The organism is Allobosea sp. P4_E12 (assembly GCF_056401655.1).
The window spans coordinates 1-25041 of sequence record NZ_JBFUIY010000037.1 but is presented as its reverse complement, the minus strand read 5'-3'; the positions used below and the strand labels follow the sequence as shown (position 1 = coordinate 25041).

Here is a 25041-nt window from a genome sequence, read left to right as displayed (position 1 = left end):
GATCGACGACAGACACAAAGGAGACAAGACATCGGAATGCGTACCCCGCTTTCTCGATCCTCGAAAGTCGTTCTGACGGGCGGCACCTCGGGCATCGGAGCCGAGATGCTGGAAAAGCTCCTGTCCGCCGGGCACTCCGTCATTGTGCTGGCACGAAGCGCAAGCCGGCTCGAGCCGCGCAACGGACTGGAGGCGATCGATATCGACCTGGCCGATCCTGCGGCCGTCAGGGCGGTGGCAGCCGATATCGCGGCGCGCCATGCCGATCTGAGCGTGCTCATCAACAATGCGGCGCTCCAATATCCCGTCGCCTTGACCGATCCCGATTTCGATCCCCTGCAGATGGACGCCGAAATTGCGGTCAACCTGCTGGCCCCGGCCTTGCTGACCCACGCATTTCTGCCGGGTCTGAGACGGCAGGGCATGGGCACCGCGATCGTCAATATCTCCTCGGGACTGGCTCTCCTCCCGAAGCAGCGGACGGCGCTCTATTGCGCGACCAAGGCGGCGCTGCACAGCTTTTCCCAGAGCCTGCGGTACCAGCTCGAAACGGACGGGGTGGCGGTGATCGAGGCGATCCTTCCCCTGGTCGAGACCCCGATGACGGCGGGGCGCGGCAGCGGAAAGATATCGGCTCGCGATGCCGCGGAGGCGATCCTGGCGGGCGTCAGGTGTGCGCGGCCGGAAATCCATGTCGGAAAGGCGAGGCTCTTGCCGCTGACATCCAGGCTGGCGCCCGGGCTCAGTCGCAGGATGATGCGCGGCTCATGAAGGGGCTTCTGAAAGTCGCGCTTGTCCTTGCGCTCGCGTTCGCTTCAACCGCGCTCATCGTCAAATCGACAGGTCTGGTCTCCGAGCGCAGTGCGCTGGCCTTCATCGAGGCCGCGAAGGAGATCAATCCGCTCTATCTGGGGGCGGGTGTCGTCCTCCTGCTGGCGATCGACCTCTTGATTGCAGTGCCCACGATGACGACGATCCTGATCGCGGGATATGCGATGGGCCCGCTCCTGGGCGGAGCCTCCGCCACCACCGGGCTGATGCTGCTGGGGCTCGGCGGATATGGGATGGGGCGCCGCTTTGGTAGACCCGTCCTCGCCAGGCTTTTCAAGGATGGCGAAAAGCTCGCGGAGATCGAGCGAGCCTTTGCGAAGAACGATCTGCTCACGCTGTTTGCGTGTCAGGCGCTGCCGATCCTGCCCGAGCTCAGCTGCACCATTGCCGGAATGACCCGGATGCGGTTTCGACGTTTCCTGTTCGGCTACTGCGTCGGCGTCATACCCTTTGCCTTCATCGTCGCCTGGGCAGGTTCGAAGAGCACGTTCAGCAATCCCGCACCGGCGATCTATGCTGCGATCACCATCAGTGTCGGACTTCTGCTCGCCTGGACGCTCATCCGCAGGCGATCTGCGCAGGGCCTGTGAGCCATGACGATGCAACGGTGGGCGGGCGGCGGGCGGCGGCGCCCTTCCCGGAACCTGCTCCACCGATGCTCGTTCTCTTCGTCAAAGGAGAACAGCCATGTCCGGAGACAAGCAAACCATCATCGATCTCGAGACGCGCTTCTGGCAGTCCATGGTCGACAAGGATGCCAAGCTCGCGAAATCGATGATCGCCAGCGAATGTCTGATCACCGGCCCGATGGGGGCGATGAAGATCGACCCCGACCGGTATGAAACCATGACGGAAGAAGGCCGGTGGACGCTGCGGAGCTTCAAGCTCAGCGATGTCGACGTGATCATGCCGACCGACGAAGTCGCCGTCATCGCCTACAAGGTGCATCAGAAGGGCGACATGAAGGGCAAACCCATGGACATGAAATGCGCGGATAGCACGACATGGGTCAGGGATGGCCAATCCTGGAAATGCGCCCTCCACACCGAGACGATGCTGCAGGATGCCTGAGCGCGCTGGTTTGACTGCCTGGTGGCGAGCCGGTTTGTCCGATCACCGGATCGCCATGGGCGAATGCCGCATGCTGGAAGCTGCGGTCATCCGCGCTCCCGACGAGGAGCATGGCATCCGAGACGATCACCGAGAGGCAGAACCCCGCTATACCTTGCGCGCAATTTCTCCTGCCTTCGACATCGCGTAAGAGCGAGCAGGACGGGGCTCGGTCTGCATCGCCCCAGCGAAGGATAGGATATTGGCCTTTCTGACTGAACCGGAGCCGCCGCGTGGCCGGCCGATGGAGGTTGTCCCCGGCATCTCCCGTATCGTCGCCAATAATCCGAGCCTGATGACCTATCGTGGCACCAATACCTATCTGATCGAGGATGGCGACGGCTTCGTGGTTCTCGATCCCGGCCCCGACGATGCCGGGCATCTCGACGACATCCTGCGCGCCACGGGCGGTGCGGTTTCTGCGATCGTGCTGAGTCACCCATTCCGACCATCTCGGCGCGACCGCCGGCCTGAAGGCCCGCACCGGCGCGAAGACATACGCCTACCATCTCAGCGCCGATGACGCCTTTATCCCCGATATCCTGCTGAAGGACGGCGACACCGCATTGGGGATGACGGCGATCCACACGCCCGGACACGCCTCCGACCATCTCTGCTTTGCCTTCCGGGACGGGATCCTGTTCAGCGCCGACCACGTCATGTCCTGGTCGAGCAGCATCGTCGCGCCGCCGGGCGGTGACATGGCCGATTACGTTGCAAGCCTACGGCTGATGCTGGCGCGCGACGACAGCCTGTATCTGCCCGGGCATGGGCCGCCGCTGCCCAATCCGCAGCCCTATGTCGCCGAGCTGCTGGAGCATCGCCTCAGGCGCGAGAACGCCATTGCCGATGCGCTAAAAGCCGGACCGATGGGAACCTGGGATCTCGTCGATCGGCTCTATTCGCAAACCGATCCCTGGCTGCGCCGCGCCGCCGAGCGCAATGTGGCGGCGCATCTGCTCAAGCTCAGGGATGAGGGGCGCGCAGCAGTGCTGGATGAGAAGTGGATCTCGGTCTGACGAGGTCGGGGCGTCCCGCGCCCCTCACCGCTCGATCAGGCGGCGCTCGGTGCGGGCGGCCGCCCATTCCACGAAGGTCTTCGGGCAACTCGTGGCCGCATAGAAGATGAACGGGTCGGCCTCGGCCTTGGCATTCTCCAGAAGGTGCCATTCGCCGAGATAGAAATTCGCCTCGCAGGTCTGTTCGCCATGCGTGATCGGGTCTCGGCTCTGCGTTGCCGCGCGCAAGACGTTGCGGTCGATCTCGCCGCGATAGAACTGGATGATCGGGGCTGGCCAGACAGTCATGTCGACCCCCTTGGCCGCCGAGGCGAGCCGCCCCCCTCGCCCCGAACGTGCGGAGACGATGTGCAGCCACAGGGCGGCATAGGCGTCTTCGGGCTTCAGCGTGAGAGCCCGTTCCAGGTCCTGAATGGCCTTCTTGGGCCGGCCGTCGAAGAAGGCAAGCCAGCCGCGATAGCGCAGTATGCCGGCATTGTCCGGCTCCATGGCGAGCGCCTGATCGAGCCTAGTGATCGCGTCGCGCTGCCGGCCCATGGCGTCGAAGATACCAGCCAGATCGACCAGCGCCTGGGTGCTGGATGGTTGCAGGCGAACCTGGACTTCTGCGTCTTCAAGCGCCGCGTCAAGCAAGCCGAGCGCGAGTTCAGTCTGTGCGCGCCAGCCATAGATCGCGGGCATAGGCGGCGCCGTTGTGGCGCTCGCGCGTGTGAAGAGGTCGCGCGCGGCTTCCCAGTCTCGCGCCTTGCGCCGCGCTTCGCCCACGACAAGGAAGGCGTTCTGCTCGACCTCGGGAAGACTGGCCGGGGACAGGGCCGCCTGGGTCCTGCTGACCAGCGTCAAGGCCCTCTCGCGCGCAGCCTTGTCGTTGCCGACCGCGACGGCATGGGCGAGATGGCTGCGCGGATCGCGCGGATACTGGCGAACGAGCTCGGCGGAGCGTGCGAACCATTCGGCATCGGTCTTTGGCACTTGCTCCGGCGGGATGGTCAACCGCGCCAGGGCGACGTCACCAAAGCCCGCGCGCGGAATCGAGAGGAATGTCAAGGCTGTCAGGCCGAGTGCGACTGCAAGCGCGGGGCGGGCCCAGCGCGGACGCCGCGTCCCGGCATCCCAGGACCGCAGGATCAGGGCGCCGAGCATGGCCCCGGTAAGAGCACCGCCGCCATGGCTGGCATGGTCGAGCTCTCCAGCCGCGAGCCTGCCGCCGGCGAGGAAGGTTGCGAGCAGGATCGCGACGCAGAATGCCTGCAGCCAGAGCCGGCGGGCATCGTCGGCAAGCCGGAGGCTCACCACGAGGCCCGCAGCGATCACGGCCATGATGGCGCCCGAAGCCCCTGCACCAATCAGGGTTGCCGGGTTCACCAGGATAGAACCGAGAGCCCCCGCAAGCCCGCCGAGCAGGAAGATGGCGAGAAGCCAGCCCATCCCGAGGACCGGCTGCAGGAACCAGCCGGCGATCGCCAGGATGACGACGTTGCCGATCAGATGCGCCAGGCTCCAGTGCAGGAACATGGCGAGGGCGAGGCGGTACCATTGCCCGGCCTGGATCGCGAGTTCACTGGAGACGCCGCCGAACAGCACGATGGTCATCCCGGTGACACCGAGGCTCTGCGACCGGACATAGGTTTCAACCAATTCGCCGATGAAGACGAGGATGAGAAGAGCTGCCAGCGCCAGCGTCGCCCAGGGGACGGGCTGGAGACCGGCGGACAGCGCGGCTTTCCGCGGAGCGCCGCCGGGAATGCCAGGTTCTGCACCAGGGGGCTGCTCAGATGCGACCTCCCTGGCCCCGTTCACGAGGCGGAGCACGGTGGTTCCCGCGGCTTCGTCGTAGAAGGCATCGCGCCCCCGCGCGATCGCGTACAAGGCGGCGATCACCGCCATGGCGAGCGGCAGGTTGCCGAGGAAGCCCAGGATGGATGCCAGATCGTTCGGAAGCGGCACCCCTGAGCGAAGGGCAGCGAACAGCAGGACCGCCATTGCCAGAGGCGCCACGCCGGGCAGCGCGAACAGACTATAGCGCCGGGCGAGCGCGGCGCGGATCTCTGCTGCGGTGACCGGCTCGTCCCACCGCGGCAGGACGCGCAGGGACAAGAGATGGCGCCCGAGGCTCGGCACGCCGCGGATCTCCAGCAGCCACCGCATCAGCGCCAGCAGCGGCCATTGCAGGATCGACAGATCGAAGGCCAGCGTCATCTGGTTCTCAGCGTTCAGTGCATAGCTGAGCGAGGTCGTGACGCTTGAATCGGCCCCCTGCCGCGACAGCGTGTAGAACCGGGCAGTCGGCTGCCCCAACAGCGATTTCGTGCAGATGCTTACTGAAGTCGGCCGGAAGCCGGCCGGGATCTCGATCGTCGCGGGGCGGCCTTGCGCGGGCCGGCAGTCCGTCATGAAGCTGGAGCCGTCGATCAACGCCCCATTCGACAGCGGGAACAGGACGGCCGCCAGTGCCTGGGTGACGATCATCACGACGACAAGATCGATCAGGAAGGCCAGGCCGCGGCGCAGAACGCCGCCCTTCACCCAATCCGGTGCGTCCCCCATACCCCCATCCCGATCATGGCCGGCAGCGTTGCGCTGCTTTGGTCGGCCGCAAGCTCAGGTTGCCATGAATAGGGCGCGCCGCTCAGCTTGTCACGGTCTCGCCAGGTCGGCCGGCATGTGCCAAATCTACCGGCAAAGGATTGACTCCATTGCCTTTATTTCTCCGCCTTGCCCAGCAGTTGCGAGGCCGCCAGAAGCAGCGAGGTGATCACGATCATGATGGTCGAGATCGCCGCGATGGTCGGGTCGATCTGGTCGCGCAGCGCCATGAACATCGCGCGCGTCAGCGTCGAGTTGTCGCCGCCGGAGACGAAGAGCGAGACCACCACCTCGTCGAAGGAGGTCAGGAAGGAGAGCAGGGCCGAGGTGACGATGGCGAAGCCGATCTGGGGCATCGTCACCTGGAGGAAGGCCTGCGCCCGCGTCGCGCCCAGGCTGCGGGCAACGCGCTCCTGGTCGAGATCGAAGCTCTTCAGGGCCGAGCCGACGATCATCATCACGATCGGCACGGCAAGCATCGTGTGCGCGAGCACGATGCCGAGGAAGGAATTGACCATCTTGAGCTGCACGAAGGCATAGAACAGCGCGACGCCGACGAGGATGACCGGAACGATCGTCGGCGTCAGCAGCGCCAGGATCACGACCCCGCCGAAGCGCAGCCGCGAGACATGCAGCCCATAGGCCGCAAGCGTGCCGACCGGCGTCGCCACGAGCGCCGTGCAGATGCCGGCCTTGAGCGAGGTCCCCGTCGCCGCCATCCAGCTCTGCGAGGAGAAGAACGCCTCGTACCAGCGCAACGACCATTGCCGCGGCGGAAACTCCAGATACTGCGACTGAGAGAACGACATCGGGATCACGATCAGCGTCGGCAGGGCCAGGAAGGCGAGCACCAGCACCCCGAGCCCGTAGAGCCAGAGCCGCGACCGGTGCGTGATCTGCGTGTCGCTGGCGGGACGATCGAACCAGCTCATATCAATGCCCCGCGCCGAAGAGGCCCGCGCCGCGCGAGAGCCGGGCAGCCAGGACGAGCACGACGAGCGTGATCACTAGCAGCACGACACCGAGCGCACTCGCCGCCCCCCAGTTGAAGAACAGCTCGATATCGTTGGCGATGCGGTTCGAGACCATCGTCACCTTGCCGCCGCCGAGCATCGCCGGCGTCACGTAGAAGCCGAGGCAGAGCACGAAGACGAGCGCGGAGCCCGCGGCAAGACCGGGCAGCGACAGCGGAAAGAACACGGTCCAGAAGCCGTGAGCCGGGGTCGAGCCGAGGCTGGAGGCCGCCCGCAGCAGGTCGCGGTCGATCGCCCGCATCGTTCCGTAGAGCGGCAGGACGAGGAAGGGCAGCATGATATGGACCATGCCGATCAGCGTTCCCGCGACATTGTGGACGAGCTGCAGCGGCTCGCTCCAGATGCCGAGCTCCATGCCCCAGGTGTTGATCAGCCCGCGGCGCTGCAGCAGCACCAGCCAGGCATAGGTGCGCACCAGGAGCGAGGTCCAGAACGGCAGCAGCACCGCGATCATGCAGAGATTGGCGGCGCGCCGCGGCAGCTGCGACAGGAAATAGGCGAGCGGATAGCCGAGCAGGATGCAGATCGCCGTGGTCAGCAGGCTGATCTCGAAGGTCGTGCGGAAGGTCCGGCCATAGGAAGGCTCGGCCAGCATGCGCCGGTAATGCTCCAGGCTCGGTGCGCCGGCATCGTCGAGGAAAGACAGGCCGAAGAGCCAGCCGACCGGCAGCAGCACCGTGATCGTGACGAGCAGGAGCGCAGGCGCGGCCAGCGCCGCCAGCCCGAACCGCTCGCGCCAATGGTCGCGGTGCAGCGCCGCGGCATGGAAATCGTCGCCGGCCCCGCCGGCAATGCTGAGCCCGGGCGCGCTCACTTGCGCGCCCTCCCCTCGTCGCCCAGCAGGACGGTGTCGCTGACGGCGATGCCGACCGCGATCGGCGTGCCGCGTGCCGGCGGCGCGGCATCGTCGCCCCGTGTCGCCATGCGCAGGCTGACCAGGCTGCCATCGCCCAGCACGAGCTGCAGCAGCAGCGTGTCGCCCTGGTATATCGCGCTCTGGACCGTGCCCTCGAAGCGGTTCATCGCCTCGGTTTCGCTGCCGTCGAGGATGCGTAGCCGTTCCGGGCGCAGCATCATCACGCAGTTCCGCTGCCCGGCCGGGACCTTGGGCGCCTGGATGACGGCGCCGGCAGCCCGGCAGATGCCATCGGTGACCGCGACATCGAGAAACGAGGATTCGCCGATGAACTCGGCGACGAAACGGCTGCCGGGCTGGTCGTAGATCGCACGCGGCGTGTCGATCCGCGCGATCCGACCGCGATCGAGCACCGCGATGCGGTCCGACATGGTCAGGGCCTCGCGCTGGTCATGCGTGACATAGACGGTGGTGGTGCCGAGCCGGTCATGGAGCTGGCGCAGCTCGATCTGCATGCGCTCGCGCAGCTGCTTGTCGAGCGCCGAGAGCGGCTCGTCCATCAGGATGATGCGCGGCTCGAAGACGATGGCCCGGGCAAGCGCGACGCGCTGGCGCTGGCCGCCGGAGAGCTGGTTGATGCTGCGCCCGCCATAGCCGCCAAGCTGGAACATCTCCAGCGCGGCCTCGACGCGCCGGGCGATCTCGCTCGCCGGGACGCGCCTCAGCCTGAGCGGGAACCCGACATTGCGGGCGACGTCCATATGCGGAAACAAGGCGTAGTTCTGGAAGACCATGCCGATCTCGCGCTTGTGCGGCGCAAGCCGGACGACCTCGCGCTCGCCGAAGCGGATGCTGCCCTTGTCGGGCCGCAGGAAGCCGGCGATCGCCATCAGCAGGGTCGTCTTGCCCGACCCCGATGGGCCGAGCAGAGTCAGGAACTCGCCGGGCCTGACGTCGAGATCGACATCGTCGAGCACCGAGACGGCGCCATAGGCCTTGCTCAAGCGCCGCACTGCGATCGGCAGCGCCCTGCCTGCGGGTGAGACGAGCGGGGCTGCCGCGATGGCAGCCTCCCGCTCGCCGGGATCAGCCGCCAGTCTCATTCGGTCAGCATGTTCTGGTAGGCGGCCGAGGCCTGGGTCTCGAACTTGGTGTACCAGTCGAGGTCGATCGGCACCTGCTTGGCGGCATTGTCGGGATGCGACGGCAGTGATTTGGCATAGGCCGCCTCGATCGTGCCGAGGTCGTAGGCTTTCTTGTTGGTCGGCCCGTAGGTGATGTATTTGGTGAATTCGGCCTGGTATTGCGGCTTGCTGATCTCGGCCAGGAACTTCATCGCCAGGTCCTTGTTCGGCGCCCCCTTGGCGATGGCGAAGCAGTCATAGTCGAGCAGCGCCTGGTTGAAGGTGTAGGCGACCTTGGCACCGTCCTTGGCGGCGACGTCGAAGCGCCCGTTCCAGCCGGTGATCATGTCGACCTCGCCATCCTTCATCAGCTGGGCGTGCTGGGCGCCAGAACTCCACCAGACCGCGATATGCGGCTTCAGCTCGCGGATCTTCTTGATCGCGCGCTCGATGCCGCCGGGCTGCGACAGGACCTCGTAGACCTTTTCCGGCGGCACGCCGTCGGCCATCAGGGCGGGCTCGAGCGCACCCGCCACGCCCTTGCGATAGGAGCGCTTGCCCGGGAATGTCTTGACGTCCCAGAAATCGGCCCAGCTCTGCGGGCCCTTCTCGCCGTAGGTCTTGGTGTTCCAGGCCAGAACCGTGGAAAAGACGTCGCCGCCGACGCAGTAATCCTGCGCGGTGCCAGGCACGAAGCTCGAGGTGTCGATGACCTTGTAGTCGAGCTTTTCGAGAATGCCCTCGGAGCCCGCGCGCGCCGCGCTGCCGGAGCCGCTGGCGACGACATCCCAGGTCACGGCGCCAGCCTTCACCTTGAGGCGCAGGTCGGCGATGCTGCTATAGGTCTCTTCCTTGAGCTTGATGCCCAGCGCCTTGGCGGCAGGCACGAACAGCGCCTTGCTCTGCGCCTCCTGATAGGAGCCGCCGAAGGACACAACGGTGAGCTCCTGCGCCAGGGCCGGCATCGCTCCGGCCAGGCTCAGGAGAAGGACGAGGGTCGATCGCGACGGCAGGATCGGCGGGCACTGCATGTCATATCTCCTGAGCTGAGGGGCACATGTCCAGCGGCAGTCGCGCAGTCGCTGTAGCGACCCAGCTTCCCACCATTGAGAGCGTGCAGAGTTTGTTGAAATTGGTCTGGCCAGAAGGTCCATTCTGAGAATTGGGGAAGGCCAATCCGCAGAGACGATCCTGCTGGCTCATCGGGCCAGGCGATCGCGCCAGCGGTAATAGAAGACCGATGGTGCGAGGAACCAGGGATTGCCGCTGTAGAAGGGCCGCGTCGGGAACGGCAGGTCGTCGAGCGCCGTCTTGCCCTCGGCCAGGCCAAGCACCTGCTGGCCGAGCCGCATGCCGAAATAGCTCGCCGTGCCGACGCCCGCCCCGCAATAGCCCATGGCGTAGTAGAGCCCGTCATGGCGGCCGACATGCATCAGCTCGTCGAAGGTATAGGCGACGAAGCCGCACCAGGAATGGCTGATCCGTGTCTGCGCCAGCTCGGGGAAGATCGCGCTCATGTCGGCATGGAGTTTGGGCCCGCTGCGCCGCGGATCCGTCTCGCTCAGGGAGACGCGGCCGCCGAACAGGATGCGCCGCCGATCGGGCGACGCGCGGTAGTAATAGACGACCTTGCGGGTATCGCTGACGATGCGGTTGCGCGGGATCAACTTGTCCATCAGCGCCGGCTCCAGCGGCTCGGTCGCGATGATGTAGCTGCCGATCGGGATGACGCGGCGGCGCAGCCAGCCGGTCGCCGGCCCGGTATAGCCGTTGGTGGCGACGATGACGTCGCGCGCCCGGATCGTGCCGCGCGGCGTCTCGACCAGGAAGTCCTTGCCCTGGCGGGTGATCGCGGTCGCCGGACAGAACGGCACCAGCTCGGCGCCGGCCGCGAGGACGCGTTCCAGCAGGCCCTGGTGATAGCGCGCCGGATTGACCGAGGCATGGCCGGCATAGACCACGCCGCCATGATAGAGATCCGAGCCGATCTCGTCGCGCTGCTCGGTGCGCGGCACGACATGGCAGGGCACTTCGAGGCCCTTGGTCTGGTTGTCGACGCGCTGCGCCAGCATCTCGTACTGGCCCGGCGAATGGGCGGCGTGAAAGCGCCCCACCACGCCGAAATCGCAGTCGATCGCCTCTTCGCGCACGAACTCGGCGATCCAGCGCAGCGAGCGATGGCCTTCCTGCAGAATGGCAAAGGCCCGCTTCTCGCCGTGACGGCGCGCCAGGGCCGCGAGGCCGGGCTTGATGCTGGTCGAGATCTGGCCGCCATTGCGGGTGCTGCAGCCGAAGCCGGCCGCCTCCGCATCGAGCACCACCGTGCTGCGCCCGCCCCTGGCGGTCTGGAGCGCGGCATGCAGGCCGGTATAGCCGGAGCCGACAACCACGACATCGGCCTGTTTCGGCGGCTCCGAGCGGGGCAATTCCGGCCGCGGGACTCCGTCCCACCAATAGGGTGCCGCCTTGAAATCGGCGGTAAACAGCTCAGTCGACATTCCGTCGTTTCCCCCCGGGCCCGTTCAGAGCCGCGCCACAACACTCTTGAGCTTGCAGTAGCTGCGCAAGCCCGCCATGCCCTTGGCCCGGCCAAAGCCGGATTTACGGTTACCGCCGAAGGGCATGGCGATGCCGCCGGCGAAGAACTCGTTGATGTAGACCTGGCCGGCATCGACGGCGCGCGCGAAGCGCCAGGCGTTGGAATGGTCACGGGTGTAGATGCCGGCGACCAGCGCATAGGAGGTCGCGTTGGCCGCCGCGATGGCCTCCTCCAGATCCGCGACGATCTGCACTGTCAGGACCGGGCCGAAGATCTCCTCCTGCACCAGCGGGTCGTCCGGGCCGCGGGCGAGAATGATGGTCGGACGATAGAACCAGCCACTGCCGCACTCGGCTGCGGGAACGATGCCGCCGCCGATCAGGATGCGGTTGCCGGCCGCGCGCGCCCGCTCGACATGGGCCTCGATACGCGCGAGCTGCTGCACCGAATTGATCGGCCCTATGCCGGCTTCGCCCAGGCCATGGCCGAGCTGCATCGCTGAAACGCGTGCGACGAGCCGGTCGAGAACCTCGTCCGCGATAGGTGCCTCCAGGATCAGCCGCGAGCCGGCCGAGCAGATCTGGCCGGCATTCTCGTAGATCGCGCCGAGCACGCCCTCGATCGCCAGCCCGATCTCGCAATCAGCCATCAGCGCGACGGGGGATTTGCCGCCGAGTTCGAGCGCCAGCCGCGTGACATGCTCGGCCGCCGCCCGCATCACGCGCTGGCCGGTCGCGACCGAACCGGTGAAGGTGATGTGGTCGATGCCGGGATGGGCGACGAGTGCTGCGCCCGCCTCCGCTCCCGTGCCGGCGACGACATTGAGCACGCCGTCGGGCAGGCCGGCCTCATGCAGCAGTTCCGCCAGCATCAGCGTGGTGAACGGCGTCTGCTCTGCCGGCTTGACGACGAGGGTGCAGCCGGCGGCGAGCGCCGGCGCGATGCCGCGCGCGGCCGTCGAGAGCGGATAGTTCCACGGCACGATCTGCGCGACGACGCCGACCGGTTCCTCGATCGTCACCCCGAGATAGTCCGGGCCAAGCGGCACGCTGTCGCCATGCAGCTTGTCGGCGGCCCCCGCATAATAGGCGAAGGCACGGATGACGCCGCCGACATCGCCCTCGGATTCGGCGAGCAGCTTGCCGGAATCGAGCGTCTCGACCACGGCGAAACGCGCCGCCCGCTCGCGCAGCAGATGGCTCGCCCGCATCAGGATCTCGCCGCGAGCCGCCGGCGTCATCTGCGACCAGGGGCCAGACAGCGCCGCTCGTGCCGCCGCGACCGCCGCCGCCACCTCCTCGGCTGAGCCCGCTGCGACGCTGGCGAACGGGACGCCGCGGCCGGGGTCGAAACTCTCCATCTCCCGCCCCGAGACGGAGGCAACGAGCCGGCCGCCGATGAAATGCCCGCGCGGCAGTCCCGCCAGTGTGCCGGTGCGTCGCGCTTCCTCGACCAGCTTCTCCCGGTCGAGGGTCACGCCGACACCTCGGTCACGTGATAGGCGGCCCGGTCCAGCCAGCTGGGCTCGATCTCGACGCCCCAACCGGGCTCGGAGGGGATTGCGACCATGCCGTCGCGGGCCTTGGGCGGGTTGCGCAGCAGCCCCTGCTCCCAAGGGTAATAATCCGGCCCCTCGATCGAGAACTCGACATAGGGACCGGCATTGGCGAGCGCGCCCATGACATGCAGGGTGAACACCGTCACCAGCGACTGGTTGGCGGAATGCGGCGTCACCGGCAGGCCCGCCTCGGCCGCCCAGCGCGCCACCGTCAGCATCCGCCCGACCCCGCCGAGATAGCAGATATCCGGCTGCACCACGTCGACGACGCGCCCGTCGATCATCGCCCGCCAGATCGCGAGGTCGCAATCCTGCTCGCCGCCGGTGACGTCGAGATCGAGCGCCTCGCGGACCTCACGCGTCCAGGCATGTTCCCAATAGGGACAGGGCTCCTCGAAATGGACGATGCCATGGTCCTGCAGCATACGGCCGACCGCGATCGCGCTTGCCGGCGTATAGCCGCTATTGGCATCGACCAGCAGCGTCGCCGCGTCGCCGAGCGCGGCGCGGACCTGCGGCACGATCGCCTCGGTACGGCCGGGCCATTCATCGAGGTCGCGGCCGCATTCGCGCCCGACCCGGAACTTGAAGGCGCGGTAGCCATGGGCGTCGCGCAGCCGGGCGAGGCGCTCGGCTTCAGCCTCGGGAGTGATCTCGCCGCGCTTCATGCTGGAGGCGTAGACCGTGAACGGGCGCGGCGTGCCGCCGAGCAATTCGCAGACGCTCTTCCGCTCCTTGCGACCCCGCAGGTCCCAGAGCGCCGTGTCGAGTCCGGTCAGAGCCCGGCAGAGATAGGAGCCCGGGAACTTGTGCTCGCGCTCGCCGATCGTCGCGACGAGGTCGTCGACCGCAAAGGCGTCCCAGCCGATCGCCCAGCGGGCGACCTGGCGGTGGAAGACCGTCGCGGTGATGTCGGCATTATAGGGCGAGAACTGCCCCCAGCCCTGGCTGCCATCCTCGCAGGTGGCACGGACGAAGCCGACATCCGGCGTCGTGAAGCTTTCGAGACGGGTGATCTTCATTATTGCCGCCGCCAATCCATCGCCATGGCCCAGCGCGATTGCCAGGCGGCGTGGGCTCAGAAAGGGACTTGAATTGGTCTGAACCCAAGGTCCATTCTGGCGAAAGCAGCAGTCCAATCGCAGAGATCGCGACCGGTGCTGGCTTGGGCAGGATCACTGGAGCGATATGGTCAAACGCGAAGAAGGTGTCCTGCTGCAATCGATCGTGCTGGATCGACAGGGGCAGCATGGGCTCAGCGTCCAGGTCTGCGTGGGCTTGCGCGAACTCATCCTGAGCGGCGCGCTCAAGGTCGGCGAGCGCCTGCCGGCGACGCGCACGCTGGCGCAGGAATTCGGCGTGGCCCGCACCACCATCGTCGAGAGTTTCGACCGGCTCGCCGCCGAGGGGCTGGTCGAGACCCGCGTCGGTGCCGGCACCTATGTCAGCCAGGCGCTGGCGAGCGAGCGGCCGGCCCCAGTGACCGCGGCGGTAGCCGTGCCGACCGCAAAACTCCGGCTGGCGCAGGCGATGGATTCCGCCTCAAAACTGTTCGGCACGCGCCTGCCGCACCAGCCGCGCGCCTTCACTACGGCGATGCCGGCTTTTGACGCCTTCCCGATGGCGCAATGGGCCAAGCTTTCCGGCCGGCACTGGCGCAAGGCCCGCCAGCAGGTTTTGGGCTATCCCGATCCCCATGGCGAGGCGGTGCTGCGCCAGGCGATCGCCGCGCATCTGCGGCTCAACCGCGGCATTGCCTGCGAATGGCAGCAGATCTTCATCGTCGCCGGCGCCCAGCAGGCCTTCCAGCTGCTCGCCGCGACGCTGATCAATCCCGGCGACAAGGTCTGGTTCGAGAATCCGGGCGCGATCGGCGCCCGCAACAGCCTGATCCTGTCGGGTGCCGATATCGTGCCGGTGCCGGTCGACGAGGCCGGCCTGATCGTCGAGGCAGGCCTGCGCCGCGCGCCGGATTTCAAGCTCGCCTTCGTCACCCCCTCGCACCAGCAGCCGCTCGGCGCCAAGATGAGCCTGGAACGGCGGCTGGCCCTGCTGGAGGCGGCGCAGGCGAGTTCCGCCTGGATCATCGAGGATGACTGGGACGGCGAGTTCTGCTTCCAGGGCGCGCCGATGGCGACGCTGACCAGCATCGACCTGACCGGCCGCGTGATCTATGTCGGCACCTTCTCGAAGACGCTGTTCCCCTCGCTGCGCCTCGGCTTCCTCGTCGCCCCGCCGCAGCTCGCCGAGCAGATCGGCATCTGCCTCGACGCCTATTCGCCGGGCGTGCCGACGGCGCTGCAGGGCATCGTCGCCGACTTCATCGTCGAGGGCCATTTCGCCACCCATGTCCGGCGCATGCGCAAGCTCTACCAGGAGCGCCACCAGGCGCTGATCGCCGCGGCGGATGCGCATCTGGCGGGCGCTCTCACCGTCGTGCCCACCCATACCGGCATGCACACGATCGGCTTCCTGCGCGAGGGGCTCGATGCCGTTGCGGTGACGCAGGCCGCCGCCCGGCGCGGCATCACGGTGGCGCCGATCAGCCGCTTCAGCCTGGAGCCGGTGGAGCGCGACGGGCTCGTGCTCGGCTTCAGCGGCTTCACGCCGGCGCAGATCCAGGCCGGCGTGCTTGGCCTGCGCCAGGCGATCGACGATCTCAATTCGACCTGATCCTGGGCCTGATCGCCGGCCTGATCCCCACCGATTGGACTGGCGCTTCGAACAGAATGGTCCTTAGCGACAAGCCCAATCCAACCTAAGACATCGGCCCGAAACGTGGATCGCGGTTTTCGGGGAAAGCCGATGCAAACACATCGCGAGCCTGATGTTCAGGCAGCGCCGGAAGCGGCAGGGAGTCCATCTTGGAGGAATGGGATGTCATCGTCATCGGCGCGGGCTCGGCCGGTTGCGCGCTGGCCGGGCGCCTCGCATTGGCCGGGCGCGGCCGCATCCTCGTGCTGGAAGCCGGGCCGCGCGACCTGAGCCCCTGGCTGCATCTGCCGATCGGCTACGGCAAAACCTTCTACCACCCGCGCCTGAACTGGATGTACCGGACGGAAAGCCAGCCCGCCCTCGCCGGCCGCCAGATCTACCAGCCGCGCGGCAAGGTCGTCGGGGGGTCGAGCGCGATCAATGCGATGGTCTATATGCGCGGCCAGCGCGAGGATTTCGACGGCTGGGAGGCGATGGGCAATCCCGGCTGGGGCTGGCGCGAGGTGCTCGCCGCCTATCGCCGCATGGAGGACCATGCGCTCGGCGCGTCAGAGTGGCATGGCGCGGGCGGCCCCGTGCATGTCGAGGACATCGCCTCGGTCGTCCACCCGCTGACCCCGATCTTCGTCAAGGCGGCGCAAGAGGCCGGCCTGCCCTTCAACCCCGATCTCAACGGCGAAAGCTGCGAGGGCGCCGGCATCTACCAGATCACGACGCGCGGCGGCCTGCGTGAATCGGCGGCACGCGCCTATCTGCATCCGGCCCGCAAGACCGGGCGCGTCAAGGTCGAGACGGGCGTGCTCGCCTCGCGCATCCTGTTCGAGGGGCACCGCGCCGTCGGCGTCGAAGGGCAACGCGACGGCGCGCCCGTCAGCTTCCGCACCGCCGGCGAGATCATCGTCGCGGCGGGCGCAATCAATTCGCCCCAGCTCCTGCAGCTCTCCGGCATCGGCGCGCCCGCGCTTCTGGCGCAGCATGGCATCACGCCCTTGCACGCCCTGCCGGCGGTCGGCGCCCATCTCCAGGACCATCTCTGCTACGACCATGTCTACCGGTCCAGGCGGCCCAGCCTGAACGAGGCCTTGCTCTCCTGGCCCGGCCGCATCGGCATGGCGCTGCACTATGCGCTTCACCGCAGCGGCCCGCTCTCGCTCAGCGTCAATCAGGGCGGCGGCTTCTTCAAGACGCGGCCGGGGCTCGAGCGTCCGGACATGCAGCTCTATTTCTCGCCGCTGAGCTATGAGCGCGCCCTGCCCGGCGTGCGCGCCCTGATGAAGCCCGATCCGTTCTCCGGCTTCAGCACCAGCGTCTCGCCCTGCCGGCCGCGCAGCCGCGGGCATGTCGCGATCCGCTCGGCCGATCCCCATGTCGCCCCGGTGATCGAGCCGAACTATCTCTCCGATCCGGAGGATATCCGCGACATCCTGGCCGGTGCACGCTTCCTGCGCCGCCTGGCATCGGCGCCGAGCTTCGCCGCCCTGATCGAGCGCGAGATCCGTCCGGGGCCGGACTGCGCCGATGACGAGGCGCAGATCGACGCCATCCGGCAGCAGGCCTATTCGGTCTTCCACCCCTGCGGCACCTGCCGGATGGGGCCCGATCCTGCGGATTCAGTTGTCGATGCGAGCCTGCGGGTGCATGGCCTCAGCGGCCTGCGCATCGCCGATGCCTCGATCTTCCCGACGATCCCCTCCGGCAACACCAACGCTCCGGCGATGATGGTCGGCGAGCGTGCGGCCGAGATCATGCTGGCAGAGTGACGCGCACTGCGGAGGACCTTCCGTCGCTGGCGTGAGCGGCGTCGCCGTACCGGGCTTGAGATTCAAATGGCGCGCGAGACGGTGGCGACCACATCCCTACGCAGGGATGGTGCGCAGAGGGGCCGCCATCGTATCCCGCTCTTCCGCTGTACCTTCAGCAGCCACTCACTGACGGCGCTCCTCACGCCGATCGGTGCGTCCGGTGCGGCGAACGTCGCGTCGCTCCCCGCGCCCGGTGCGCCTGTCGCCGCGTCGATCCATGCCCGCGGTCTCGGCCTCGGAAGGTGAACTTGTCAGGACTGTGGCAGCCCCTGCGAGGCCCAGTGCAGCCGCCGACCACAAGAAGGAAAGGGCATGTCGACGAGAGATCACGTCCGGATTGAAGACTTCGCTCATGGCAAAACTCCTTTGGATCGATGAACCGTCTTTGCTGCCCCCTTGGCCACCCCTGGCCGCCCCCCTGCCGCTCCAGAACACCATGTTTGACGCCGGGCCAGCCGCGGCCGCAGCCTGAGGCAAGACAACCGTCCGCGTCATTGCTGGCAGGCTGGTTATGGGCTCGGCCGGCCTCGCGCACAAGATTATTCGCACGCGCCCGATGACCCAACCCCATTTCGGCCAATCATCGCCGCTCCGAATACGCATTGCGCGACCGCCGAGATCAAACACACTCCGGTATCCCCGTCCTGACAACCTTCAAGGCGCACCCATGGATTGATTGACCTCACGTCATCGAGAATTCGCATTCATAATTGGCTAAGTGATCAAATTGTCGCTATCGGGAATATTTGACATCCATCAGTAAATTAGGCCGATTATTCGGGTTCACCGCCGCAATTTGATGTGCAACAGATAGGCTGGCCTATTCCTGACTTCGGAGGACACCATGCGACTAGGACTTGTATCCACCGCCGTCCTTGCAACCTGCCTGGCGACGTCGGCCCTCTCGGCCGATCTTCCCAGCCGCCAAGCGCCGCCTCCCCCGATCGTCTACGCTCCCGTCTTCACCTGGGCCGGATTTTACATCGGCCTCAACGCCGGCATGGGCTGGGCCGACTCGGGTAACATCACCATTACCGGGCCGACAGCTGGCTCTTCCGGAATTCTGGGCGGCAATAGCGGCGACGGCACGTTCGTCGGCGGCGGCCAGATCGGCTATAACTGGCAATCCGGCGCGTGGGTCTACGGTCTCGAGACCGATATCCAGTATGTCGGATCGAACGGCAATATGTCCTGGGGGCAATACACCTGGTGGGCAAATAATGGCGGTGGTGACGGCGGSTATTTCGGCACCGTGCGCGCCCGCATCGGTTACGCCTTCGATCGGACCCTGGTCTACATCACSGGCGGTCTGGCCTATGGCGGCCTGAACAGCAACCCGCTGACCGGCAACACGACRAGCAATGCCGGCTGGACCATCGGYGGCGGCGTCGAATACGCCTTCACCAATAACTGGACGGTCAAGCTCGAAGGTCTCTACGTCGATACCGGCGAGGGCCGACAGACCCGGGTCTTCCAAAACCCCGCGGGCGGCGTGCTCCCGGCCGGAATCTATACCGCCACCACCAGTGGCGGCGGCGGCGGCGGGATCGTTCGCGTCGGCGTGAACTACAAGTTCTGAGCCGGACACTCTGGATCTGCAAACAGCCCGGCCCATGCGCCGGGCTGTTTCTCCCTTCATCCGACCGCGCCACAAGCGCGGCCTCTGTTCGCCCCCTGTCACGACGAAACTCGGAAGCTGCCGACATTCTCTAATGCCGGCGCTCGAGATGTATTCGCGCTCGCCCTGATCGATCAACTCATCCCCCTGGCGTTTTCCGGCGCCAAGAACGCCGGTCTCGCTGAAATCGCCTGACCGCTTGATTGGCTGGAACCTTCGGATACGCTCTCTTTTCTGACCTCCCCCTAGGGCGGGCAGAAAAGAGAGCGCAAGGGATTACCGACCGAACACAGGGAGACGATCGTGAGTCTACGCAGAGCCCTCGCCGCAACCTGCCTGCTAACTAGCCTGGTCATCCCACTGGCCGKTTCSGCCCAGACGCTCACCTTCGCCGAAGCCTATGAYCGKCTGGCGAAGKCCTGCGGTTCGGACATCGACAAGCTTTGCTCGAAGGTTTCGCTTGGCGGCGGCGCCGTCAAAACGTGCCTTGATCGGAACCAGGCGCGGCTATCGGYGGGCTGCAAGGCCGCKTCGGCCGARGTCTTCCAGTCGCTCGCGAAGCGGGCCAATGCCCAGGCTGCCGCAGTYAAGGTCTGCGAGCGCGACCTTGGTCAATATTGCAGCGGCGTGCAGCCCCATGACGGCTACAGGCTGCAGTGCCTGCTGACCGCGTCSAAGGTCGTCAGCAGCGGCTGCAAGCAGGCCATCGTCGATGCCGGCTGGAACTGAAGGGACAATGCACCCGATGAAGCCCATCGCCCTCGTCTTTTGCGCGGCAATCGCCCTCGCCCCCGCAACCGTGCACGCCCAGGAGCGGCTCAACGACACGCAACTGATCGAGACGCTGAACGTCCTCGACCAGTCGAAATCCATCGACGTCGCCGCGCTCCGGCGCCGGGCCGTCGACAGTGTCGCCGCCAACCGCGGGCCGGATGCCTCGCTGCGCGAGCCTCTCTCGCAGGAACTGGACAATCTCTCGCAGTTTACGGTCGAGATCCAGTTCCGGACCGGCTCGGCGGTGATCCGCCCTGCATCATTCCGCACGGTCGGCGTGATCGCCGACTCCCTGCTTCACCCGACCTTGCGGGAATACAAGTTCCTCATCGTCGGCCACACCGATGCGGTCGGCGACCGCAAGTCCAACCTGACGCTGAGCCAGAAGCGGGCCGATGCTGTTCGCGACGCGCTGGTCACCACATTCGGCATCGCCCCCGCCAGGATTGTCTCGGTCGGCCTCGGCGAAGAGCAGTTGCAGAACCGGAAGAACCCGGACGCAGCAGCCAATCGGCGCGTCCAGATCGTGAATGTGGGTCGTTTCAGATAGGGGCCGGACGGCAATGGACCGGCTTGGTGGCAGACATTTGAGCGCGAGGACGGCATGCGACACGGAATGATCGCCCTATCCGCAATGGCGCTGGCGCTGGCTCCGGCCAGCGTCCTTCTCCCGGGCCTCGGCGCCGCATTCGCCCAGCAGGCCGCACCAGCGCCACAGGCTGCACCGGCGCAGGCAGCGGACACGGTCTTCACCCGTGCGGAGATCGAGCCGCTGGTGAAGCCGATCGCGCTCTACCCCGACCCGCTGCTCGCCCAGTTGCTGCCGGCCTCGGCCTATCCGCTCGACATCGTGCAGGCGGCGCGCTGGATCGAGCGCAACAAGGCGGCTGTCGAGAAAGCCGACTTCACGGCAGCCGACGCCATGAACTGGGATGCCAGCGTGAAGGCGCTGATCCGGTTTCCCGACCTGATCAAGCAGATGAATGAGAACCTCGACTGGACGAGCGATCTCGGCGACGCCTTCGTCTACCAGCCGACGGATGTCGCCGCTGTCATCCAGGATCTCCGAGCCCAGGCGGCAAAGGGCGGAGCCCTGAAATCGACGCCGCAGCAGACCGTCGTCCAGAAGACCGAGGGATCCAGCAACGTCATCTATATCGAGCCGGCGGAACCGGAGGTGATCTATGTTCCGAGTTACGACCCCGGCGTCGTCTACGAGCCGGTCGCCTCCGCCGTMCCGGGCGCGCTCCTGACCTTCGGGACGGCCATCGCCGTSGGCGCCGTGATGTACAACAACCCGTGGAACTGGGGCACCGGCGCGGTCTATCCGCCGCGCTGGCCGGGTTATCCCGGCTACCGGCCCGGCTATCCCGGCGCACCCGGGCGCGGAAACATCAATATCGGCAACGAGATCAATATCGGCGGCGGCAACACCATCGGCAGCGGGAACAACATCGGCAACACCAAGCCGTGGCGGCCCGACCCTGACCGGTATCGGCCCGGGCAGGGCTCCAAGCCCGGCCTCGCCCGCCCCGGCGGYCCAGGCCGCCCAGGCGGTGTTGGCGGACCGGGAGGCCCAGGCGGCGTTGGCCGGCCAGGCGCCCCGGGTGGCGTTGGCGGCATTGGCGGCCCCGGGCCGGCTGGCGGCGTTGGTGGTCCCGGAGGGTCCGGCGGCATCGGTGGCGTCGGCGGCCCAGGCGGCCCGGGCGGCGTCGGTGGTGTTGGCGGCATCGGCGGCCCAGACGGCCCAGGCGGCGTCGGTGGTGTTGGCGGCATCGGTGGCCCAGGCGGCGCAGGCGGCGTCGGTGGAGCATTGGGCGGTGCGGCGGCAGGCGCGATCGGCGGCGCGGCGGCAGGCATGATCGGCCAGCGTCCGTCGCAGCAACCCGCCCGTCCTGATGCACGGCCCGGCCAGGACCGCCCCCAGGGCGGGGCTGGACAGGGGCGACCGCAGGCCGACGCAGGCCGGCCCGCGACGCGACCATCGGGCCCCGAGCGGCCCACGGCACGGCCTCCGGCGGCACAGGCGCGACCAGCGGCGCCGCAGGGCGCGAGACCGCGCCCGACACCAAGCCGGACCGCGTTTGACGGTATCGATGCCGGGCGCGGCGCGGCGGCCTATGGCAATCGCGGCGCAGCCAGCCGTGGGCAGATCAGCATGCCGGCGGGGCGCGGCGGCGGAGGCGGAGGCGGACAGATCGGCGGCGGAGGTCGCGGCGGCGGCGCTCACATCGGCGGCGGCGGCCGTGGCGGCGGCGGGCATATCGGCGGCGGCGGTGGCCGCGGGGGCGGTGGTGGTGGTCGCGGTGGACGGCGCTGATTGGGGGACATGATCATGGCACATCACGCTCGATTTTCAGTCCCGGTCTCGCTCGCGGTCCTGTTGATGGCAGGCCCTGCCGCAGCCCAGCAGAGCTTCCCCTCCCCCGATGCGGCGTCCAGCGCGCTGGTCGAGGCGGCCCGGGCGCGCGAGCCCGGCATGCTCGATCGCATTTTCGGGCCGGGGGCCCGCGACGTGCTGAGCACCGGCGACGCCACGCTGGACCGCGAACGACTCGACCGGTTCAATGAGGCCGCAGCGGAATCCGTCACCCTGACGCCGCGCGACGACGCGACGCGGATCCTGACGATCGGGAAACGCAAGTTCGAGTTCCCGATCCCGATCGTCCGACGCGGCGAGGCCTGGATGTTCGATGTCGCGGCCGGGCGTAGCGAAATCCTCAACCGCGCCGTCGGCGAGAACGAACTGCGCGCCATCGAGGCCTGCCAAGCCTATATCGGCGCCCAGCGCGAATATATCCGGAAGGACCATGATGGCGACCAGGTGCCGGAATATGCCCAGAACCTGATCTCGACGCCCGGTACGCAGGACGGGCTGTACTGGCCGAGAACCGGGCAGGCCGATGTCAGCCCGCTCGAGGGCGCCCTGAGCGAGGCCCTGCTGGATCGCGGGAACCGAACCTATGCCGGCTATCGCTTTCGCATCCTCAAGGCACAAGGACCTTGGGCGCCCGGCGGCGCGCATTCCTATGTCGTCAACGGCAACATGATCGCTGGCTTCGGCCTCGTGGCCTGGCCGGCCGAATGGGGCAAGACCGGCGTCATGACCTTCATCTGCGGACATAACGGGGTCGTACTGCAGAAAAATCTCGGCTCGAAGACCAGCGCCTTGGCGGAGCGCCTGCTGCGCTACGACCCCGACAGCAGCTGGGCGCCAGTCGAATAGGCGGGGCAGCCCCCTCCGGCACCTCTCGAGGTGCCGGGGCCGCGCGCCGTGACTTTCATGTCGCAGCAGCAGTGCGCACGGCAGTTCCCGCAATGGCGAGACGGGTCGCGGGAGCGCGAGATCCCGCTCTCAAGGCCGCAGGCCGTTCCCGAAGAAGTCGGTCTGTCGACCGGGGCTCCCGAGGTCCTGCTGGACATAGGCGGGCCCGCCGCCCCCCGATCCGGACGTCTCGCGCGAAACGCATCCCACCAGTCCCATCAGAGCCAGCACTACTAGGTAGAAACGTCTATTCACGGAGGCCTCCCTCGGCGGGTTCCCAGAGCGCGGAAAATTAAACGCCGCGACGATGGGATGACATCAAGTCATTCTCAATTCTCTGTGCGAACAGACAATGCCGATCGTACTTCCAGATGCAAGCCGCCAAGGCAAGCATGCCGCCGTTGTGATCGACTGTCCCGGATTTCCGACAAGCAGTGGCTTCACTATCGCATCGTTAGCTTCCACGAGCAGATCCGACAGCGCCGAGAGGTGGAGCTTGCGGAGATCGGCGATGCTGCGGAAGTCAGGTCGGTTCAGTCCGGTCACCGCCCCCACGTCGACCCGCTCGTCGCAGGCGCAGCCAAGCTGCCGCGATGATGCCCCGGCTGTAGCCGTAGAGAACAGCGCCACCATCATTCGGGACCGGATGGACAACCTATTGAGACCTCACATCTAGGCTTGACCATCGACTTGAGCCTGAGGGCGAGGTGCGCCACTTCGAGGCGATCACCGGCGCGACGAAGGCTCAAACTGAGGCAAGCGCCTCATTGACCTCACGTTCGATTTCCAATGCGAGAGCGCGGTACTCCTCCGCACGGGCCTCTCCGGCCGGCGAAGTTATTTTCTCCCAATAGGAAGCGGCCTCACATGTCACCTGGTAAACTTCGCAGAGATCGAGCAGTCCCGCACCACTGCTGCATTTTTGACGTAGCTCCATCCGCCGCTGCGGCCAACGAAGCATGAGCCTTGCAAGTCCGCGCTTTTGTACGTCATTCATGCTGCCATCCACCGCGGCATCACCACCGCTGATATTCGGCCCACGCCCTCGGCACAGTCGCCGACTGAGGATCAATCCACGATCAAAGGCCCCTAACCCGCGGTAGTCTCCTAAGGGCTCGCGTTGGGACCCCAAGCATCCGACCGGGCGTGAAGCTTGAAAAGCCGCCGAAGAGGATCGAAAGGAGGCCGGTCATCGGTTCTCCATTGCTGATAGCCGCTATGATTCGACGGCCCCCGCGCCTATCGGGCCAATCTTTCGACCTGCCTTTGGCGGCACCGTAGTCCAATCGGGGCCGTCATCCGAAGATCATTTGAGAAGGCTAAATGTCGCTTTGTGAAGACATCGCCATTTCGCTGAATGGATCAGCAGTCTGCATCTCGAAAATTGATTACTGCGGCACCGGAACCTTCTCCCAGGTCTTGTCGGGGTCGTATGAGCGCATCCGCGTCGCGATCCGGCTGGTCCTGGGTCCCAGATCCTTCTGATACACCGTGCCTTCGTGGTTCACGATGAAGCTCATGACGCCGGAGTTGCCGTATTCGGCGGGATAGGCGAGCAGAGCGAAGCCGCCGATCATCTTGCCGCCGACGACATAGTCGAGGCTTCCRCCTGGYGCCGCGGCMCCCTGGCGCTTSAGGATCTTGTAGTAGTAGCCGTGATAGGGCGTCTTGCCCTGCCCGCCCTTGTAGCCTTCGCGCTCGGCCTGCGCGGCGAGAGCGCCMAGCGGACTGGCCTCTTCTCCTGCCCCGGTCGCCCAGAACAAGCCGTCGCGCTTCCCCGGGCGGCTCGCGACCCGCTGGGCATAGGAGCCTGGCCCGGCGCCGGTTCTGTCCTTGCTCGCATAGTCGTTCTGGGCGTCGACATAGGCCAGGCTGACCTGGATCGCATCGAGCTCATTGCGCCCGAGGCGCCTGAAAAGGATTTCCTTGCGCCCGGCCTCAGTGTCGAACCGCCACTCACCGTCCTTGCGCAGGATCGGGATCGGGAACGGAAAGTCATTCTGACCGACGAGCAATGTCGCCTTGTCGCCGTCGACCTCGACCTGGTGCTTGGCCTGATAGGCCGAGAGAAAGCGCTCCCTGTCCGCTGCGTCGGCGACCTCGTCGCCGGAAAAGACGATGTCGCGCCCCTTGAGCCCGAGAACGCCGAGCATCGGGCCGGTCTCGCTGGTGCGGGCGGCTTCCACAAGGGCTGCGGCGGCCGCCTCGGG

General features: G+C 66.8%; 23 protein-coding genes and 1 pseudogene. 12 read left to right on the top strand and 12 right to left on the bottom strand.

Annotated features, from left to right (window positions below):
• Positions 1 to 36 precede the first annotated feature (36 nt).
• The 5 genes from AC1DW9_RS30545 to AC1DW9_RS30525 all read left to right on the top strand — a co-directional run bounded on the left by AC1DW9_RS30545 (position 37) and on the right by AC1DW9_RS30525 (position 2960).
• Positions 37 to 771 (top strand): SDR family oxidoreductase, encoded by a 735-nt coding sequence (locus AC1DW9_RS30545; protein ID WP_441491098.1) that lies wholly within the window; start codon positions 37 to 39, stop codon positions 769 to 771.
• Positions 768 to 1421 (top strand): TVP38/TMEM64 family protein, encoded by a 654-nt coding sequence (locus tag AC1DW9_RS30540; protein WP_476776933.1) that lies wholly within the window; start codon positions 768 to 770, stop codon positions 1419 to 1421. The genes AC1DW9_RS30545 and AC1DW9_RS30540 overlap by 4 nt, the downstream gene beginning before the upstream one ends.
• Before the next feature lie 97 nt (positions 1422 to 1518).
• Positions 1519 to 1902, top strand: a complete 384-nt coding sequence (locus AC1DW9_RS30535) for a nuclear transport factor 2 family protein (RefSeq protein ID WP_476776932.1) — start codon at positions 1519 to 1521, stop codon at positions 1900 to 1902.
• Between the two features lie 241 nt (positions 1903 to 2143).
• Complete coding sequence (locus tag AC1DW9_RS30530) at positions 2144 to 2464, top strand: MBL fold metallo-hydrolase (RefSeq protein WP_476776931.1); 321 nt, start codon at positions 2144 to 2146, stop codon at positions 2462 to 2464.
• 43 nt (positions 2465 to 2507) lie between these two features.
• A complete protein-coding gene (locus AC1DW9_RS30525; RefSeq protein WP_476776930.1) occupies positions 2508 to 2960 on the top strand; it encodes an MBL fold metallo-hydrolase in 453 nt (150 codons plus the stop codon).
• 24 nt (positions 2961 to 2984) lie between these two features.
• On the opposite strand, the gene AC1DW9_RS30520 is transcribed toward AC1DW9_RS30525, so the two are convergent.
• The 8 genes from AC1DW9_RS30520 to AC1DW9_RS30485 form a co-directional block, all read right to left on the bottom strand.
• Complete coding sequence (locus AC1DW9_RS30520; protein ID WP_476776929.1) at positions 2985 to 5507, bottom strand: rhomboid family intramembrane serine protease; 2523 nt, start codon at positions 5505 to 5507, stop codon at positions 2985 to 2987.
• A gap of 155 nt (positions 5508 to 5662) precedes the next feature.
• Positions 5663 to 6478 carry an ABC transporter permease gene (locus tag AC1DW9_RS30515; RefSeq protein WP_441491091.1) on the bottom strand — a complete coding sequence of 272 codons (816 nt, stop codon included), beginning with the start codon at positions 6476 to 6478 and terminating at the stop codon, positions 5663 to 5665.
• Between the two features lies 1 nt (position 6479).
• Entirely contained in the window at positions 6480 to 7394 is a 915-nt protein-coding gene (locus AC1DW9_RS30510; protein ID WP_476824761.1) for an ABC transporter permease, read from the bottom strand.
• A complete protein-coding gene (locus AC1DW9_RS30505) occupies positions 7391 to 8539 on the bottom strand; it encodes an ABC transporter ATP-binding protein (protein ID WP_441506677.1) in 1149 nt (382 codons plus the stop codon). Before AC1DW9_RS30505 ends, AC1DW9_RS30510 begins: the two co-directional genes overlap by 4 nt.
• On the bottom strand, positions 8536 to 9591 hold the full coding sequence (locus AC1DW9_RS30500; RefSeq protein ID WP_476776927.1) for an ABC transporter substrate-binding protein: 1056 nt from the start codon (positions 9589 to 9591) through the stop codon (positions 8536 to 8538). The genes AC1DW9_RS30505 and AC1DW9_RS30500 overlap by 4 nt, the downstream gene beginning before the upstream one ends.
• A 168-nt stretch (positions 9592 to 9759) precedes the next feature.
• Positions 9760 to 11058, bottom strand: coding sequence for an NAD(P)/FAD-dependent oxidoreductase (locus tag AC1DW9_RS30495; protein WP_441491087.1), 1299 nt, complete (start codon positions 11056 to 11058; stop codon positions 9760 to 9762).
• A gap of 24 nt (positions 11059 to 11082) precedes the next feature.
• Entirely contained in the window at positions 11083 to 12576 is a 1494-nt protein-coding gene (locus AC1DW9_RS30490; protein WP_441491086.1) for an aldehyde dehydrogenase family protein, read from the bottom strand.
• The gene (locus AC1DW9_RS30485) at positions 12573 to 13679 is read right to left on the bottom strand and encodes a mandelate racemase/muconate lactonizing enzyme family protein (protein ID WP_476776926.1); all 1107 of its coding nucleotides are present in this window, start codon (positions 13677 to 13679) and stop codon (positions 12573 to 12575) included. The genes AC1DW9_RS30490 and AC1DW9_RS30485 overlap by 4 nt, the downstream gene beginning before the upstream one ends.
• Before the next feature lie 166 nt (positions 13680 to 13845).
• Here AC1DW9_RS30485 and pdxR point away from each other — a divergent pair, with 166 nt between their 5' ends.
• Both pdxR and AC1DW9_RS30475 read left to right on the top strand, forming a co-directional pair.
• Positions 13846 to 15330, top strand: a complete 1485-nt coding sequence (gene pdxR / locus AC1DW9_RS30480; RefSeq protein WP_476776925.1) for a MocR-like pyridoxine biosynthesis transcription factor PdxR — start codon at positions 13846 to 13848, stop codon at positions 15328 to 15330.
• Positions 15331 to 15521: 191 nt separating this feature from the next.
• On the top strand, positions 15522 to 17132 hold the full coding sequence (locus AC1DW9_RS30475; protein WP_476776924.1) for a GMC family oxidoreductase: 1611 nt from the start codon (positions 15522 to 15524) through the stop codon (positions 17130 to 17132).
• 165 nt (positions 17133 to 17297) lie between these two features.
• Here the strand turns inward: AC1DW9_RS30475 and AC1DW9_RS30470 are convergent, their stop codons facing one another.
• The gene (locus tag AC1DW9_RS30470; RefSeq protein ID WP_441491082.1) at positions 17298 to 17528 is read right to left on the bottom strand and encodes a twin-arginine translocation signal domain-containing protein; all 231 of its coding nucleotides are present in this window, start codon (positions 17526 to 17528) and stop codon (positions 17298 to 17300) included.
• 490 nt (positions 17529 to 18018) lie between these two features.
• On the opposite strand from AC1DW9_RS30470, the gene AC1DW9_RS30465 reads away from it, so the two are divergent.
• From AC1DW9_RS30465 to AC1DW9_RS30445, 5 genes are all read left to right on the top strand, one after another.
• A complete protein-coding gene (locus tag AC1DW9_RS30465; RefSeq protein ID WP_476770537.1) occupies positions 18019 to 18753 on the top strand; it encodes an outer membrane protein in 735 nt (244 codons plus the stop codon).
• 342 nt (positions 18754 to 19095) lie between these two features.
• On the top strand, positions 19096 to 19521 hold the full coding sequence (locus AC1DW9_RS30460; protein ID WP_476855276.1) for a hypothetical protein: 426 nt from the start codon (positions 19096 to 19098) through the stop codon (positions 19519 to 19521).
• A gap of 16 nt (positions 19522 to 19537) precedes the next feature.
• Positions 19538 to 20116, top strand: coding sequence for an OmpA family protein (locus tag AC1DW9_RS30455; RefSeq protein ID WP_476776646.1), 579 nt, complete (start codon positions 19538 to 19540; stop codon positions 20114 to 20116).
• Between the two features lie 66 nt (positions 20117 to 20182).
• Positions 20183 to 21886 carry a DUF3300 domain-containing protein gene (locus tag AC1DW9_RS30450; protein ID WP_476855275.1) on the top strand — a complete coding sequence of 568 codons (1704 nt, stop codon included), beginning with the start codon at positions 20183 to 20185 and terminating at the stop codon, positions 21884 to 21886.
• A gap of 15 nt (positions 21887 to 21901) precedes the next feature.
• On the top strand, positions 21902 to 22792 hold the full coding sequence (locus AC1DW9_RS30445; protein WP_441509162.1) for a DUF2950 domain-containing protein: 891 nt from the start codon (positions 21902 to 21904) through the stop codon (positions 22790 to 22792).
• 498 nt (positions 22793 to 23290) lie between these two features.
• On the opposite strand, the pseudogene AC1DW9_RS30440 reads toward AC1DW9_RS30445, so the two are convergent.
• The 3 genes and pseudogenes from AC1DW9_RS30440 to AC1DW9_RS30430 all read right to left on the bottom strand — a co-directional run.
• Positions 23291 to 23453: pseudogene (locus AC1DW9_RS30440) on the bottom strand (IS5/IS1182 family transposase); the annotation flags it as partial.
• 123 nt (positions 23454 to 23576) lie between these two features.
• A complete protein-coding gene (locus AC1DW9_RS30435) occupies positions 23577 to 23828 on the bottom strand; it encodes a hypothetical protein (RefSeq protein ID WP_441509160.1) in 252 nt (83 codons plus the stop codon).
• Between the two features lie 391 nt (positions 23829 to 24219).
• Positions 24220 to 25041: DUF2950 domain-containing protein (locus tag AC1DW9_RS30430; protein ID WP_476855274.1), on the bottom strand; the 822-nt coding region annotated here is incomplete at its 5' end.

Excerpts from the sequence above, each read along its gene's own strand:
- AC1DW9_RS30545 (WP_441491098.1), top strand. The coding sequence starts at position 37 with ATGCGTACCCCGCTTTCTCGATCCTCGAAAGTCGTTCTGACGGGCGGC.
- AC1DW9_RS30540 (WP_476776933.1), top strand. The coding sequence starts at position 768 with ATGAAGGGGCTTCTGAAAGTCGCGCTTGTCCTTGCGCTCGCGTTCGCT.
- AC1DW9_RS30535 (WP_476776932.1), top strand. The coding sequence starts at position 1,519 with ATGTCCGGAGACAAGCAAACCATCATCGATCTCGAGACGCGCTTCTGG.
- AC1DW9_RS30520 (WP_476776929.1), bottom strand. The coding sequence starts at position 5,507 with ATGGGGGACGCACCGGATTGGGTGAAGGGCGGCGTTCTGCGCCGCGGC.
- AC1DW9_RS30515 (WP_441491091.1), bottom strand. The coding sequence starts at position 6,478 with ATGAGCTGGTTCGATCGTCCCGCCAGCGACACGCAGATCACGCACCGG.
- AC1DW9_RS30505 (WP_441506677.1), bottom strand. The coding sequence starts at position 8,539 with ATGAGACTGGCGGCTGATCCCGGCGAGCGGGAGGCTGCCATCGCGGCA.
- AC1DW9_RS30500 (WP_476776927.1), bottom strand. The coding sequence starts at position 9,591 with ATGCAGTGCCCGCCGATCCTGCCGTCGCGATCGACCCTCGTCCTTCTC.
- AC1DW9_RS30495 (WP_441491087.1), bottom strand. The coding sequence starts at position 11,058 with ATGTCGACTGAGCTGTTTACCGCCGATTTCAAGGCGGCACCCTATTGG.
- AC1DW9_RS30485 (WP_476776926.1), bottom strand. The coding sequence starts at position 13,679 with ATGAAGATCACCCGTCTCGAAAGCTTCACGACGCCGGATGTCGGCTTC.
- pdxR (WP_476776925.1), top strand. The coding sequence starts at position 13,846 with ATGGTCAAACGCGAAGAAGGTGTCCTGCTGCAATCGATCGTGCTGGAT.
- AC1DW9_RS30470 (WP_441491082.1), bottom strand. The coding sequence starts at position 17,528 with ATGAGCGAAGTCTTCAATCCGGACGTGATCTCTCGTCGACATGCCCTT.
- AC1DW9_RS30455 (WP_476776646.1), top strand. The coding sequence starts at position 19,538 with ATGAAGCCCATCGCCCTCGTCTTTTGCGCGGCAATCGCCCTCGCCCCC.
- AC1DW9_RS30445 (WP_441509162.1), top strand. The coding sequence starts at position 21,902 with ATGGCACATCACGCTCGATTTTCAGTCCCGGTCTCGCTCGCGGTCCTG.
- AC1DW9_RS30435 (WP_441509160.1), bottom strand. The coding sequence starts at position 23,828 with ATGAATGACGTACAAAAGCGCGGACTTGCAAGGCTCATGCTTCGTTGG.